This is a genomic window from Mesorhizobium erdmanii (genome assembly GCF_013170725.1).
Classification (GTDB): Bacteria; Pseudomonadota; Alphaproteobacteria; order Rhizobiales; family Rhizobiaceae; genus Mesorhizobium; species Mesorhizobium erdmanii.
The window spans coordinates 3,576,826-3,591,612 of sequence record NZ_CP033361.1 but is presented as its reverse complement, the minus strand read 5'-3'; the positions used below and the strand labels follow the sequence as shown (position 1 = coordinate 3,591,612).

13 protein-coding genes are annotated in these 14,787 nt (G+C 63.6%); 6 read left to right on the top strand and 7 right to left on the bottom strand.

Annotation, left to right across the window (positions count from 1 at the left end; genetic code table 11):
* Nucleotides 1–10: 10 nt before the first annotated feature.
* From EB233_RS17360 to hemP, 3 genes are read right to left on the bottom strand one after another with little or no spacing between them, the layout of a single operon-like run.
* On the bottom strand, nucleotides 11–901 hold the full coding sequence (locus EB233_RS17360; RefSeq protein ID WP_064988392.1) for a heme/hemin ABC transporter substrate-binding protein: 891 nt from the start codon (nucleotides 899–901) through the stop codon (nucleotides 11–13).
* Nucleotides 902–912: 11 nt separating this feature from the next.
* Nucleotides 913–1,974, bottom strand: a complete 1,062-nt coding sequence (locus EB233_RS17355) for a hemin-degrading factor (RefSeq protein ID WP_064988391.1) — start codon at nucleotides 1,972–1,974, stop codon at nucleotides 913–915.
* A 22-nt stretch (nucleotides 1,975–1,996) separates the two neighbouring features.
* Complete coding sequence (gene hemP / locus EB233_RS17350) at nucleotides 1,997–2,203, bottom strand: hemin uptake protein HemP (RefSeq protein ID WP_064988819.1); 207 nt, start codon at nucleotides 2,201–2,203, stop codon at nucleotides 1,997–1,999.
* Nucleotides 2,204–2,403: 200 nt separating this feature from the next.
* Between hemP and EB233_RS17345 the strand changes: the two genes are divergently transcribed.
* The 4 genes from EB233_RS17345 (at nucleotide 2,404) to hmuQ (ending at nucleotide 6,552) form a co-directional block, all read left to right on the top strand.
* On the top strand, nucleotides 2,404–4,614 hold the full coding sequence (locus EB233_RS17345) for a TonB-dependent hemoglobin/transferrin/lactoferrin family receptor (RefSeq protein WP_064988390.1): 2,211 nt from the start codon (nucleotides 2,404–2,406) through the stop codon (nucleotides 4,612–4,614).
* Between the two features lie 6 nt (nucleotides 4,615–4,620).
* Nucleotides 4,621–5,058, top strand: coding sequence for a hypothetical protein (locus EB233_RS17340; protein ID WP_064988389.1), 438 nt, complete (start codon nucleotides 4,621–4,623; stop codon nucleotides 5,056–5,058).
* A 34-nt stretch (nucleotides 5,059–5,092) separates the two neighbouring features.
* On the top strand, nucleotides 5,093–6,172 hold the full coding sequence (locus tag EB233_RS17335) for an energy transducer TonB family protein (RefSeq protein ID WP_343064830.1): 1,080 nt from the start codon (nucleotides 5,093–5,095) through the stop codon (nucleotides 6,170–6,172).
* A 65-nt stretch (nucleotides 6,173–6,237) separates the two neighbouring features.
* Nucleotides 6,238–6,552, top strand: coding sequence for a heme-degrading protein HmuQ (hmuQ, locus tag EB233_RS17330; protein ID WP_064988388.1), 315 nt, complete (start codon nucleotides 6,238–6,240; stop codon nucleotides 6,550–6,552).
* Nucleotides 6,553–6,659: 107 nt separating this feature from the next.
* Here hmuQ and putA read toward each other — a convergent pair whose 3' ends face one another.
* Nucleotides 6,660–10,268 (bottom strand): bifunctional proline dehydrogenase/L-glutamate gamma-semialdehyde dehydrogenase PutA, encoded by a 3,609-nt coding sequence (gene putA / locus EB233_RS17325; protein WP_064988387.1) that lies wholly within the window; start codon nucleotides 10,266–10,268, stop codon nucleotides 6,660–6,662.
* Between the two features lie 164 nt (nucleotides 10,269–10,432).
* Here putA and EB233_RS17320 point away from each other — a divergent pair, with 164 nt between their 5' ends.
* On the top strand, nucleotides 10,433–10,885 hold the full coding sequence (locus EB233_RS17320; RefSeq protein ID WP_064988817.1) for an Lrp/AsnC family transcriptional regulator: 453 nt from the start codon (nucleotides 10,433–10,435) through the stop codon (nucleotides 10,883–10,885).
* 63 nt (nucleotides 10,886–10,948) lie between these two features.
* Here EB233_RS17320 and EB233_RS17315 read toward each other — a convergent pair whose 3' ends face one another.
* Entirely contained in the window at nucleotides 10,949–12,148 is a 1,200-nt protein-coding gene (locus tag EB233_RS17315) for a cytochrome-c peroxidase (RefSeq protein WP_064988386.1), read from the bottom strand.
* A gap of 7 nt (nucleotides 12,149–12,155) precedes the next feature.
* Nucleotides 12,156–12,605: a FixH family protein gene (locus EB233_RS17310; RefSeq protein WP_027051393.1), complete on the bottom strand. Its 450-nt coding sequence runs from the start codon at nucleotides 12,603–12,605 to the stop codon at nucleotides 12,156–12,158.
* Nucleotides 12,606–12,756: 151 nt separating this feature from the next.
* Between EB233_RS17310 and EB233_RS17305 the strand changes: the two genes are divergently transcribed.
* Nucleotides 12,757–13,677, top strand: coding sequence for a sugar kinase (locus tag EB233_RS17305; protein ID WP_064988816.1), 921 nt, complete (start codon nucleotides 12,757–12,759; stop codon nucleotides 13,675–13,677).
* A 12-nt stretch (nucleotides 13,678–13,689) separates the two neighbouring features.
* Here the strand turns inward: EB233_RS17305 and EB233_RS17300 are convergent, their stop codons facing one another.
* A complete protein-coding gene (locus EB233_RS17300) occupies nucleotides 13,690–14,712 on the bottom strand; it encodes an aldose epimerase family protein (protein WP_064988385.1) in 1,023 nt (340 codons plus the stop codon).
* Nucleotides 14,713–14,787 lie beyond the last annotated feature (75 nt).

The following is a 14,787-nucleotide window of genomic DNA, read 5'->3' as shown; positions in this document are numbered from 1 at the left end:
ATATGCCTGCTCAGTCCGTGACCTGCGCGCCATAGAGCGAGACGGCGAGGTCGTGGATGGCTTCGGCCGTGCGCGGCCCGAAGCCAAGCAGATAGCCGCCATCGATACGGATCACCTTGCGCGCGGTCCCAGCCGGCGTCGAGGCAACGGAGGGATTGCCGAACAACTCGTCGTCCGAAACCGGCGGCCCGGCATTGCTCATCATCAGGATGACGTCAGGCCTGGCGGTGATGATCGCCTCGTCGGACATCTGCTTGTAGCCGGAGAAGCCATCCACCGCATTGACCCCGCCCGCCAGCTTGACCATGCCGTCGGCCGCCGTGTCGCTGCCGGCGGCCAGTATCTTGCCGCCCTGTATCGACAGCACGAACAGGATGCGCTTGCGCTGCTTGATCGAGGCGGTCTCCCTTTCAGCTGATATCAGCTTCGCATCGAGCTCCTTGGCCAGCACCGCGGCCTTGGCGTCGACGCCGAGCGCCTTACCGACGATCCGGACCTTTTCGAGGATGCCTTCGTGGCTGTAGTGCTCGGGCACTTCGATGAAGGGTATGCTCGTCTTCTTCAGCACGTCGACCGCTTCTTTGGGGCCGCTGCCATGCAGCGCCAGAATGCCGGTCGGATTGACCGAGAGCACACCTTCCGGCGACAGCGCGCGCATATAGCCGACATCAGGCAGGTCGAGCGCCGCTTTCGGATAGCGGCTGGTGGAATCGCGCGCCACCAGATGTTTTTCCTCGCCAAGCGCATAGACGATTTCCGTAATCGAACCGCCTATGGCGGCGATCTTCGACGTATCGGGAAAGACCGAGACGCCCTCGGTGGCGCTGGCCGGCTGCAGCGCGGTGACAGCCAAGGCGAGGCCGATCATCGGGCCGGCGATGGTCCTGGAAAAACAGCCCATTGTCGTTCGCCTCAGGCCGCCGTCGGGTTTGGCATGCGCGGCAGGTTCTCGGCCAGGAACCGCCAGTCGTCGCGCTCGCTCTCGCCTTCGTGGCGCTTGCCGAAGAATTGGATGATCATCTCGCCATTGGCGGCGTAGACCTCGAGCGAGGTGACATGGCCGTCCTTGGTCGGCTTGCGCACTGCCCAGACCTCATGAATGTGGTCGGTTCGCAGATGCAGATGGAAGGTTTCGTCCAGCACGTTGATCCACGGCCCCATCTGCTTGATCGACTTGATCGGTCCGGAATGGATCTGGATGCAGCCGCGGTTGCCGACGAAGCACATGATCGGCATCTCTCCTTCGGCGGCATGGTGGAACATGGCGCAGACCGCATCATTGTCGAGCAGCCAGGCATAGTCCGTGCCGACCATGCGCACCGCCTGTCGGCGGCTGAGCTTGAGCGTTTTCAGCATACCGAAGAACTGGTGCACGTCGGTCAGCCGGCTCCAGCGGTCGCGCAGATCGTCAAGGTTGGCGGTCGTCGCCGTGGCCTCGCCCTCATCGTCGAAGGCTTGCCCGGAGATGGCGACCGTCGGCTCCTGGTTGGACAATTCCAGCGAGGCGATCAGCTTCTGGTAGGCGTAGAGGCTGGAGGCTGGCCGCAGATGCACCTTGTGCACCGCTTCGCCGGCCGCATCGAAGAACTGCAGGCTGCGGCGGATGTCGTCGCCGTCGCGCTTCTCCACGGCAAAGCCGTGCGCCCAGAGCTTCGGGAAGATGCGCAGGTCGATGTTCTCGCCAAGCACCATGGCATTGTGGTTGCCGGTGACGACCTTGTCGTAGACACCGATCTTTTCGTGCACGGCGCTCTCGTTGCGGGTCAGCGCCATCACCTCGCCGACTGCTTCGAGCCCGGTCAAAAGGTCGTTGACGCGCGGTTCGATGCGGATGACGCCATCGCCGCAATGGGCAGCGACCAACTCGGCTTCCGAAATGCCGAGTTGGGCAGCCAGGTCACGCTCGCGCGTTTTCGGATTCTCCGACCGTGCCCACCGGATTTCGTGTGGGGCGGGTTTTACGCACTGGTCCATGTCTCGTCCCTACTGCCTTGCTTTACTTGTTGAGAATGAGCTTGCCCTGGCGGGTGATCTTCAGCCGGTAGAGGGCACCGTGATGCTCGATGCCGATCTCATGTTCGCCCTGGAAAAGCGCGTTGCTGGAGAGAGTTCGCACCGCCAGCGGGATCCGATCGAAGCGGGCGGAGGCATCGTCGGAACGGCGGACGCGGTAGCGAAAGTCGTTGGGATTGTGGGTGTTCATCTGGGTCGATCCCTTTCCTGTGCCGGGCATCTGGCTAGGCGTTGCGAATTGCCGATTCATTTCTTGACTCGAATAATCATGTTTACTAGTCAGTGCAATACCGGATTAAATGAGTCAACATTTAACACGCCGGATACGATCACAAATGCCAGCGAGCCACGGCCAGCCAGCACGAAACCTGGAAATCTTGGAGTTGGGGCATGAGGGTGGCGATTTGGGAATGGCGTGGCTGGTCGGCCGCGAACGGTACGGCGGCTTTGTTGGCAAGCGTGGCGGCAATCGCCTTGGTCGCGCCGTCGGCCCACGCCCAACAGGCAACGCAGCCGGCGGGCGACCAGACGGATCAGTCGAAAAAGGCTGACCAGGAAGTGGCCGCCCCTGCGGGCGCGACGCTGCTCGACAAGATTCTGGTGCTCAGCCGCACCGGCGAAACGGCGATCGAATCGCTGGCCTCGGCCAGCCATCTCGATCAGGAACAGCTCGACCGACGCATGGCGTCGACACCGAACGAGATGCTGCTGGGCGTCCCCGGTGTCGCCGCGCAGGCCGACGCCCGCCGCGTCAGCACCAGCATCAACATCCGCGGCCTGCAGGATTTCGGCCGCGTCGCGGTCATCGTCGATGGTGCGCGCCAGGATTTCCAGCGTTCCGACCACGGCACGCAGTCGACCTTCTACATCGACCCCGAACTCGTCAAATCCGTCGACGTGATCCGCGGCCCAGTCGCCAACACCTACGGTTCGGGCGCCATCGGCGGCGTCGTCTTCTTCGACACCAAGGACGCCGCCGACTTCCTCAAGCCGGAAGAGACCTGGGGCGCTTCGGTGACGGGACGCTACGAAAGCAACGGCAAGGGCTGGACCACCAGCGCCACCGGCGCCTACCGTTTCAACGAGAACTGGGACGCGCTCGGCAACATCGTCTACCGCAACTATGACAACTACAAGGATGGCGGCGGCGACACTGTCAACGGGACCGGCTTCGACGTGCTGAGCGGCATGCTCAAGACCAGCATCCGGCCGACCGAAAACAGCCAGTTGAAGCTCGGCTGGGTCGGTTCAAGCGATGGCTGGACCGAGATCAGCGGCGGCGTGCCGACAAATGACGTCGACCTGAAATCGAACACCTTCACGGCCCGCTACAACATAACAGACGAAGACAAGAGCTGGCTCGATCTCCACGTCAACACCTCCTACAACAAGACCAATCTCGGTCTGACCAGCCTCATCCCGCAAAACCGCTTCGATCCGGTCACGGGTCTTCCCGTTGTCCTGCCGACGGGCTCGACCTCGACCTTCGATGTCGGCACGACCAGCATCGACATCTGGAACACGTCGAGATTCGAGACGGCCGGCGTCGCGCATGAACTGACCTATGGCGGCGACTGGGTGGGCGATAACGTCGAGACCGGCGGCTCCGCCGGCGGCGATAGTTTCTACACCCCTTCCGGCAAGCGCAACGTGACCGGCGCCTATGTCCAGGACAAGCTGACCTGGAACTGGCTCGAGGTCATAGCCGGGCTGCGCTACGACAATTACAGCCTCAGGGACAGCACCCATGAGACATCGGGAGACCGTCTGTCTCCGCGCATCACTGTCGGCGTCACGCCATTCCAAAGCGCCGGCCTTGATGGGCTGCAGTTCTACGGCACTTATGCGGAAGGCTACCGGTCACCGTCGCTGACCGAAACACTGATCAGCGGCAACCATCCCGCGGGCGTCACCTTCCCGTTCCTGCCCAATCCAAATCTCCGCCCTGAAACCGGCAAGACGACGGAGTTCGGCGTCAACTACAAGCAAAACGATATCCTCGAATCCGGTGACGCGCTCCGCATCAAGGCGGCCTATTTCCACAACGATGTCGACGACTATATCGATGGCGTGACCTTGTCGCCTTTCGCCCCGGGCAGCGGCTGCCCGTTCGGACCTGGCATTCCGATCTGCTTCCAGTATCAGAATTTCGCCCAGGCCAAGATCGACGGGTTTGAACTGGAAGGCGTCTACGATGCCGGATGGGGCTATGCCGGGCTATCGGCATCGATCACCAATGGCCACACCATTTCCTACAAGGGTGTCGAAGCGGACTTGGCCACCCTTCCCTCCTCGCAGGTCACCGCGCAGCTCACCCTGCGCTTCCTCGAGGACAAGCTGACTGTCGGCGGCGAGGTGCAGTACAACGGCAAGCCGAAGGGCAATCCGATCGCCGAGGACTACACGCTGGTCAATGCCTTCGCCAGCTACCAGGCGACTGACAACCTGAAGATTGATTTCCGCGCTGACAATCTGTTCGACGTCAAGTACGCCAACCCTCTCAACGTCACCACGACCGGCCAGCCGGCGCAACCGGTCTTCGCAGCCTATGAGCCCGGCATAACGTTGAAGCTGGCGGCAACCATGCGCTTTGGAGGCTGACAGACCATGACGAGCTTGACGACATCCCTTCGTCTGCTGACCTCGACGCTGGCGGTGTCGCTTGCGACGGTTCCGGCGTGGGCTGAGCAGTCCGCGCCGGTCCTGACCCTCGAACTCAATGCCGCGCAGCCCTCCGACAAGGGCTGCCGGCTGACCTTCCTGGTCAACAACAATCTCGGCGCCGACCTCTCCAAGACGGCATTCGAGATCGCCCTGTTCAACGAGGCCGGCGTCGTTGACCGGCTGACCGTGCTCGACTTCAAGGACTTGCCTGCGGGCAAGACCAAGGTGACGCGCTTCGATCTCGCCGGCGCCGACTGCACCAAGGTCAGCCGCGTCTTGATCAACAGCGCGACGGAATGCGCCGGTACTGGCATCGAACCGAACGCCTGCATGCGCAAATTGAAGACAGATACCAAGACCGGCATCGCCTTCGGCGTCTGAAGTGGGGCTGCATCCCGCATTCCCAGGAAAGACCGTGGCAGGACCGCTGGCCGGTTTCCATTGGCTGCCGTTTGAGGCAACCGATCTTGATTTGACAAGTCTGCGCGCGTCGCTGCAATTTCGCGCCCGCGACATGCAGGAAATCAGTCCCCTCCCCGACGTTGGCAGCGAGCTGGCGATAGCGCCGGCAGAGCGGCTAACCCCGGCGCGCGTATCCGCCGGGAGACGCAAGTGGACAGCGGCGATCGTCATCTCCTGCGTCCTCCATGCCGCCGTGGCGGCGGCCTTTCTGATCTCGCCGTCGGGGACATTCGTCTCCAGTGATGCCATGCAGTCGGAAGGCCGCGATCAGGCGGGCGCAAATGTGGTCGGTAGCGCGCTGGATCGAGACCCGGCGGCGATCGATGTTGCGCTTGTGCCGAACCCGCAACCGACCAAAACACTGCCAGAAAAGCCAGCCAGGCCGGCGTCGCCAACAGAACCTTCACAGCCCGGACAGGAAGCAACGAAGCACCCCCCCAAACCTTTGCTGGAACCTGTCAAACAGCCAGCCGCCACGCCGGACATATTGGTGGCCGGCACCCCACGCCCGGATAACCAGAGCGTCGCTGCCAATACTGAAATGCCGCCACGGCCGACTGCGCAATCCGAAGACACCGAGGCGCCAGCCGCAATCCCAGAACAACCGCCGATCCCCAGCGCGAGGCCGAGTCCAGCGGCTGCCCCGGCAACTGCAAGCGCACCATATGAGAAGCGCGGCACGGCGGATGGTCACGAAATCAACGCAGCAATCGCCAGCAAAGGCGGAAAACAAAAAGATGCCGGCAACGCTGCGGCATCCCGCTATAGTGGCGAGGTAGCCGGCAGGTTGGCTCGCGCCAATCGCCGCGTATCGAAATCTGCGCAAACGACAGCCCGCAACAATGCCATCGTGGCATTTGTGGTGCTGGCCAACGGCAGCATCAGCAACTTGCAACTCGCCAAAAGTTCGGGCTCTCCGGAGCTCGATCAATTTGCCTTGGACCTTGTGCGAAAACAGGCGCCCTTCCCTCCAATCCCCCCGGAGACCGGCCTGTCAAGCTGGCGGTTCAAAGCACCAATCGGTCCGTTCTGAGCCTCTGTCGCGCCGTTCAAGCCATCAATCAATCGCCAAAGTACAAAACCGTTGAAAGGAACCGCATGTACATCGCCATGAACCGCTTCAAGGTGCAGAACGGCTCGGAGACCGATTTCGAGGCCGTCTGGAAGAATCGCGATTCCAGCCTTGCCGAGATGAAGGGTTTTCGGGAATTCCATCTGCTGCGCGGCCCGGTCAACGAGACCGAAGGCTACACGCTGTTTGCGTCGCACACGGTGTGGGCAAGCCAAGACGATTTCGTCGCCTGGACCAAGTCGGAAAACTTTCGCGCCGCGCACAGGAATGTCGGCACGACGAAAGTCCATTATCTCGGCCACCCGCAATTCGAGGGCTTCTCCGTCGTCGAGGGCGCTTAGAGCAATTCCAGGAAAAGTGTGTAACGGTTTCCCGTCCGGAATTGCGTTAAAACAAAGAGTTAGAGCGGCTCGGCGATTCATCAAACGCTGAACCGCTCTAGCTCGGCTCAGGCCGAGGCAAGCAGGCTGGCATTGCCGCCAGCGGCCGTGGTGTCGACGCAGACGGCCCGCTCATGCGCATAGGCGGCGGGGTAGAACACCTCGCTGACCAATGGCACGATAGGCCCGGTCCGGTCGGCAATCACCTTGCGCACGATGCGCGCCGCCTCCGGCGTGCCTGAAAACGCGACGACATCGACGCGCAGCGAACGCGCCTCCACCGGATCGGGCCGACCGTCTATGGCCGACAAAGGAAGGCCTTTGCCAGTCAATGCGGACAGTGCCGCCGGCGCGCCCGGGGCCACGGCCAGCACCGCATTGCCGGCGCCAAGCGCCTGGATGGTCTGGGCAAGCAACGTATCGGCATCCGGCCCCAGGCACAGCACGCGGCCGCGCGGCGACAGCGACAGCGTATTGGCCTCGCCGGTCGGTCCGGGCAGGTCGACCTGGCCGAAATCGATGCCGGCGGCAGCGCCGATCGCCGCGGCGCCCTTGCCGCGCAGATGCTTTCTCAGGATGGCGATGCGGTCCGGCCGCGTCGACCAGCCGCCAAGTGCCGGGTCGGGCAGATTGTCGGCCAGTTCGGTTGCCGTAACCTTGTGGCTTTCGCCAACGTCCGTGCCCGCCTCCGGCCCCTTGCGGAAGCGACGCAGATAGTGCGGGCCGCCGGCCTTCGGCCCGGTGCCCGAGAGCCCCTCGCCGCCAAACGGCTGCGAACCGACGACGGCGCCAATCTGGTTGCGGTTGACGTAGATGTTGCCGGCATGGATGCCGTCGACGAAATGCTGCACCCGGCCTTCTATGCGGGTGTGCAAGCCGAAGGTCAGGCCATAGCCCTTGCGGTTGATGGCGGCGATGACCGCATTGATCCCGTCGGCGTCGAAGGTGGCGACATGCAGCACTGGCCCGAACACTTCGCGGTCCATCTCTTCGATGCCCTTGACCCTGAAGACATGCGGCGCGACGAAGCGACCATCCTTCGGCGCCTCCAGCTTGGCGATCAGCCGGCCCTCAAGGCCCTTCTTCGTGCAATAGTCGCTGATCGAGGCCTGTGCTTCATCATCGATGACCGGACCGACATCGGTCGAAATCCGCCAGGGATCGCCGATGTTGAGCGCCTCCATGGCGCCCTTCAGCATCTCCAGCATCTTCTTCTCGACGTCCTTCTGCACATAGAGCACGCGCAGCGCCGAGCAGCGCTGGCCCGCACTCTGGAAGGCCGAGGCCAGGATATCGCGCACCGCCTGTTCGGGCAGCGCGGTTGAATCGACGATCATGGCATTGAGACCGCCGGTTTCGGCGATCAGCATGGCGTCGGGCGCGGCGGTCTCGGCGAGCTGCTTCTCGATCAGCTTGGCGACCTCGGTCGAGCCGGTGAAGCAGACGCCGGCAATGCGCGGGTCGGCGGTCAGTGGCGCGCCGACCGAGGGCCCGTCGCCTGGCAGCAACTGGATGATGTCTTCCGGCACGCCGGCCTCGCGCAGCAGCTCGACGGCGCGGAAGGCGATAAGCGGCGTCTGCTCGGCCGGCTTGGCGATAACCGAATTGCCGGTGACGAGCGCCGCCGCGATCTGGCCGGTGAAGATGGCGAGTGGGAAATTCCATGGCGAAATGCAGACGATGGCGCCGCGCGCCTGCGTTCCGGCCTCGGCATTCGCGGCCTCGGCGGCGTAGTAGCGCAGGAAGTCGACGGCTTCGCGCACTTCCGCCACACCGTCGGCGAGCGATTTACCGGCCTCGCGGGTGGCCAGCGCGAAGAACTCCACGGCATTGGCCTCATAAAGGTCGGCGGCGCGGTTGAGGATGGCGGCGCGCTCGGCGACAGGCCGCCTGGCCCAGGCGGGTTGCGCTTCCGCTGCGATGCGCACGGCGATCGCGACCTGCTTGGCGGCCGCCTCGTGAACCGTGCCGACCACTTCGTCAGGCTTGGCCGGATTGACGATCGGGCGCTGCTTGCCGTAGCCGGCGGCACGCGTGATTGGCTTGGCATGCCAGCGATCCGGTCCGGCGAAGGCCGCGCGGGCCTTGTCGATCGCTGCCAGCGTCACCGTGTCGGTGATGTCGAAACCTTTCGAGTTACGGCGGCCGGCCCCAAAAATCCGCGAAGGCCGGGCGATCGCCGGATTGGCGGCCGGCCCCTGGTCGTCGACCGTCTCCAGCGGATCGCGCGCGATGTCTTCCGGCTCGACATCCTCGTCGGTCAGTTGGTGCACGAAGGAGGAGTTGGCGCCGTTCTCCAGCAGCCGGCGGACAAGATAGGCCAGCAGGTCGGAATGCGCGCCGACCGGCGCATAGATGCGGCAGCGCGTGCCCTCCGATCGACGCACCGTCTCGTGCAGCGCCTCGCCCATGCCATGCAGACGCTGGAACTCGAAGGAATTGCGGTCGCCTGCCATCGACAGAATGGCGGCGACGGTGTGGGCGTTGTGGGTGGCGAATTGCGGATAGATGCGGTCGGTCATGCCAAGCAGTTTCTTCGCGCAGGCCATGTAGGAAACGTCGGTGTTGGCCTTGCGGGTGAAGACCGGATAGCCTGACAGTCCGAGCGTCTGCGCCCGCTTGATCTCGGTGTCCCAATAGGCGCCCTTGACCAGCCTCACCATGATGGTGCGGTCGTACTTCCTCGCAAGCGCGTAGAGCCAGTCGATGACGAACGCGGCACGCGGCCCATAGGCCTGGACGACGATGCCAAAGCCGTTCCAGCCGGCGAGCTCCGGTTCGGCCAGCACCCGCTCGATGACATCGAGCGACAGATCGAGGCGGTCCGCCTCTTCGGCATCGATGTTGAGGCCCATGCGCGAATGGCGGGCGGCGAGTGCCAACGACAGCAGCCGCTCGGCCATCACAGGCAGCATCTCTTCCTTCTGCGCCACCTCGTAGCGCGGATGCAGCGCCGAGAGCTTGACCGAGATGCCGTGGTTCTGCCTGATGTCTGGGCCGTTGGAGCCGGAATCGAGCGACGAAATGGCGTCGGCATAGGCCTTGTGGTAGCGCAGCGCGTCGGCCTCGGTGCGGGCCGCCTCGCCCAGCATGTCGAAGGAGTAGAGATAGCCCTTCTGAATCATCGGTCGGCCGCGCTTGACGGCTTCGGCGATGGTGCGACCGAGCACGAACTGCTCGCCCATCTCGCGCATGGCGGCGGCCACCGCCTTGCGGATGACCGGCTCGCCCAGTCGCCTTACCATCGAACGCAGCGTCCCTTCGATGCCGCCCTCGCCCTCGTCGAGCACCCGGCCGGTCAGCATCAGCGCCCAGGTCGAGGCATTGACGAAGATTGAGCTCGACCCGCCTGAATGCGCGGACCAGTCGTGCGGCGCGATCTTGTCGGCGATGAGATCGTCCATCGTCTCGGTGTCGGGCACGCGCAGCAGCGCCTCGGCCAGGCACATCAGCGCCACGCCCTCCTTGGTGGAGAGACCGTAGGCGGAGAGAAAAACCTCCATCAGCCGGGGATCGGACGAGCCGCGCACCGCCCGCACCAGATCGGCGGCTCGCGCCGAGATCGCATTGCGATCCCTCACAGAAAGCCCTGTCGCGTCGGCCAGCCGCTTCACGGCCTCGTCTTCGTCGGGCAAATAATTGGCGCGAATCTGCTGGCGGATGGTGTCGAGCGGCATGGCGGGTCCTGTGGAGCAAGCATCAGGGAACGGGCCGGCGGTCACCGGACCGAATGGCGCAAGCTAGCACAGCTCCAAAATTTCAGCCGGTCCGAAGAAATCGACATCACAACCCATTTGATCTATCATAGCAGCCCAAGATGACCGAATGGACTGCAGTTTCCATGACAGAAGACCAATTGGACCGCATCGATCGGAACATCCTGTCGGCGCTCGCAAGCAATGGCCGGCTTTCCATGTCGGAACTGGCGGCAAAGGTCGGCCTGTCGAAGACGCCGGTTCAGGCGCGCGTGAAGCGGCTGGAAAAGGATGGCTATATCAGGGGCTATCAGGCGATCATCGACCGTGAGCGCATGGGCGAAGGCCATGTCGCCTTCGTCCAGGTGAAACTGTCCGACACCCGTTCCGCCGCTCTCGACGCCTTCAACCGCTCGGTGCAGGCGGTTCCGGAGATTGAGCAGTGCCACATGATGGCATCGAGCTTCGACTATCTGCTGAAGGTCCGCACCCGCGACATCGCCGCCTATCGCCGTGTGCTCGGCGAGCGCATCTCCGCCCTCCCCCACGTCGCCCAGACCTCGACCTTCGTGGCGATGGAGACGGTGAAGGATCGATGACAGGATCCCGAAAAGTGGACGCCGGTTTTCGGACGAGATCATGGTCAAACAAGAAAACAGAGCCTACTCCGCAAGCGTCTTCAAAAACGCCACCAGCGCCGCACGCTCCCGATCCGACAGTTCCAGCGGATGGATTTCTGACGTCCCCTCCACGCTTGGCGCTGCCTTGGCATAGTGCGCCACCACCTCGTCGAGCGACGAAAACTGTCCGGCATGCATGTAGGGCGGCCGCGTCGCCGCGCCGCGCAGCGACGGCGTCTTGTAGGCGCGCACCAGTTGCGGCGCATCCTTGACCATGAAGCGGAGTTCGCCGCAGGCGCTCGCGTCGCCGTCGCGATAGGCGCCGAAGCAGTTGAACGGATCAGCCTGAACTTGAGCCACGGCATCGACGCGTCCACGATCCGGCGGCAGACCCGCGACGGGCGGCACGCCGGTATTGTGAAAACTGTTGTCGGTGAAGCGCGGGCCGTTGTGGCAGGTCACGCAGTTGGCCTTGCCGATGAACAGCTTGAGCCCGAGGATTTCTTCGCGTGTAAAGACCGCATCGCCCTTCGGCTCGGCGCCGGTGGCGAGATCCAGCGCAAAGCGGTCGAAACGCGTCTGCGAAGGCTCGATCGAGCGTTCGAAAGCCGCGATCGCCTTGCCGATATTGGCATAGACGCGGTTGATCGCGTCCCGCTGCGCATCGTTCATCGCGTTCCAGGCAGCCCTTTCGACATCGTTTCCGAGCGGGCTGGCATTCAACGGAATGCCGGAAAAGTCGGGCAGAGGCCCGAAAATGCGCTCATAGCGCTCGCCGAAGCGCGCCTTGATGTAGTGTGCATAGGCCGTGCGGTTTCCCGCCTGCTCTAGCGGGTTTTCCAACGGCGTCAGCGCTTGCGCCCACAGGCTGTCGCGGCGACCGTCCCAGAAGAACCAGGGGTCGCGTGCCACGCCCGCCAGCGGCATGGTGCGCCGGTTGGTGCGGCCGACGCCCACCGCTTGCGGCAGGTCGTCCTGGAACTGCCGGTCGATCTTGTGGCAGGTCGAGCACGACACCGTGCCATCGCGGCTCATGCCAAGATCGAAGAACAGCGTCGAGCCTAGGGCCGCGGCGGCCGGCACATCGGCGAAGCGGTTGGTCGTGTCGGGCTTCAGCGACGGCAGCGTGTTCAATGCCAGGGAAGCGATGGTCTTCTTCTCGGCGTCGGAAAAATCGGGTTTGCCGCAGCCGCCAAGGATGACGGCGACACTTAGCGCCAGAAAGCAGAAAAGGCGCTTCATCGATCGCTCACAGCACCACGTTGAACAGCACCGTGTCGGAGCCGGCGCCGGAAGAGATGGCGAAACGAAATTGCCACCAGCCGCTCATCGTGAATTTCACCCCTTCGATGCGGTAACGGCCCTCGCCCAGATAATCGGTCACCTGCGGGCTGGTTGGCAGCCCGTGATTGTGTTGCGGCATGCCGCCTGAGATGGCAATCGCGGCGCGCTCCACGGAAGCGCCGGTCTTTGTCTTCAGCGTCAGCAGCCAGGATTCCAGTTCGCCCTGCAGCACGACGCCGCGTTCCGGGACGAAGCTCGCCACATACAGCCCATTGTCGGTCTTCTTTGTTCGCGAGACATCCGGTCCGACGGTCTGCGCCGATTGCGGAGCGGTCAGATAGACGACCGCCAGAACCCCGACCAGCAGAGCAGCCAGACCCAGACCCGCCAAGAGATAACGCCATAACGATGCCAAACCAGTTCCTCTTCTGCAGACAACGTTCTGCCGGATGGATCGCATCCCGCCAGCCTGTGGGAAAACGCTGTGGCGCAAAAAAGCCTGCTTGCCAAGCATGGCGCTGCCGTCGGCAAAAAGCTACAGCACCGAAATCACTGGAGGATTGCAGATGGCGGGAAACGGCGTCGCATCGATCGGCGAATGCATGCTCGAACTGTCGGGTCAGACCGGCCCGAACTGGCGCATGGGTTTTGCCGGAGACACGTTCAACACGCTGTGGGCGCTGCACGCGTTGAGCGGCGACCGGCCAGCGACCTATGTCTCGGCCTTCGGCGACGACCCCTTCTCGCACAACCAGATCGGCTTCTTCGCCGAAAACGGCATCGGCATCGGTTCCAGTCCGCTGATAGCGGGCGCGCGCCCCGGCCTCTATGCGATCACCTTGACCGGCGCCGAGCGCTCCTTCACCTACTGGCGCGGCGACGCGGCTGCACGGCAGCTTGCCTCTGATCCATCAGCATTGTCGAAAAACCTGGAAAATCAGGCGCTTGTCTACTTTAGCGGAATCACTTTGGCAATTCTTGAAGATTCCGCGCGCAACACACTCCTGGCCGCCGTGGCCGGAGCGCGGGCGGCTGGCTCGCTGATCGCTTTCGACCCCAACTACCGGCCTCGGCTCTGGCGCAACCGCGAGGACGCCCAGGCAGCGATCGTCGAAGCGCTTGCCGTCACCGACATCGCGCTGCCGACCTTCCCCGACGAGCAGATGCTGTTTGGTGACGAGACAGCGCGTGCGACAGCCAAGCGACTTGGACAATGGGTCGGCGAGATCATCGTCAAGAACGGCGAACAGCCGGCTCTGATCTGCGAAAACGGGATGCAGCACGACATGCCGGCGATCCATGTGGCTGCCCCCGTCGACACCACCGGCGCCGGTGATTCCTTCAATGGCGGCTATCTCGCGGCGCGACTTGCCGGCCATGGCCCGCGGGAAGCGGCCCGCCGGGCCCATCGCATCGCCGCCGCCGTGGTTCAGGTCCGTGGCGCACTGGCGCCATTCGAGACGCTACGGGCGGCGTTCGACGGCTGAGGTCTGTCGATCCTAGGGCAGGCGGAAACGGTATTCCGTCACATGATGGTAGATCGCACCGGGCCAAAGTGTCGCTTGCGGAAAATACGGCCGGTTCGGCGCATCGGGCCAAATCTGCGGCTCCAGGCAGAAGCCGGAATATGCCTTGTAGTCCCGACCTTCCAGCCCCTTGCGCGGCGTCACATATTGGCCGGTGTAGAGTTGGACTCCGGGCTCCGTGGTCCAGACTTCCATTTCGACGCCCGAACTTGCCCCTTGCGTCCATGCTGCTTGCAGCAGCGGCCCGCGCGTCGAAGCAAGGCAGAAATTCTGGTCGTAGGGCAGTTGTTCACCCTCGGTCTCCATGCGCAGCGGCCGCGCCTGACGGAAATCGAAGGGTGTGCCGTCGACTGGCTTGACCACACCGGTCGGGATCATGTCGCTGTCGACGGGCAGATAGGCGCCGGCATTCACCATCATCCTGTGGTCGAGAATGTCGGCAGCGCCACCGTCATCGAGGTTGAAATAGGAGTGCTGGGTGAGATTGCACAGCGTCGGCTCCTCGCAAGTCGCCGTCAACTCGACGCTGAGCGTGCCGGGGATCTTCAGCCGATAAGTGCAGGTAACGTCGAGCGCGCCCGGGAAGCCCATCGCGCCGTCGGGATCGTGCAGCGTCAGCGTGACGAAATCCCTGCCGTGCAGCGAAACCGTCCATGGCCGGTGCGAATAGCCTTGCGAGCCGCCATGCAGCGTATGTTTGTCGAGGAAATTCGGCTCGGTCTGATAGCGGTTACCGGCGATCGTGAACCGGCCGTCGCGGATGCGGTTGGCATAGCGGCCGACCACCGCGCCGAAGAAGGCGTTGTCGGCCTCATAGGCCTCCAGAGTGTTATAGCCGAGCACCAGCGGCGCATCGTGCCCGGTCAGGCGTAAATCCTGGATGATGGCGCCCAGCCCGATGATGTTGGCGGTGAGACCGCCGCCCCTGATGGTGAAACGGCGCACCGGCTCGCCCGTCTGCGTCGTGCCGAAAACCTCGCCGTCCTTCATTGCCATGCCCGTAAATGCCAGTTGATCCGGAAGGGTTCGGCCGATTCTCCGACGCGAGACAGGAAGGCCAGCGGCCTCCCT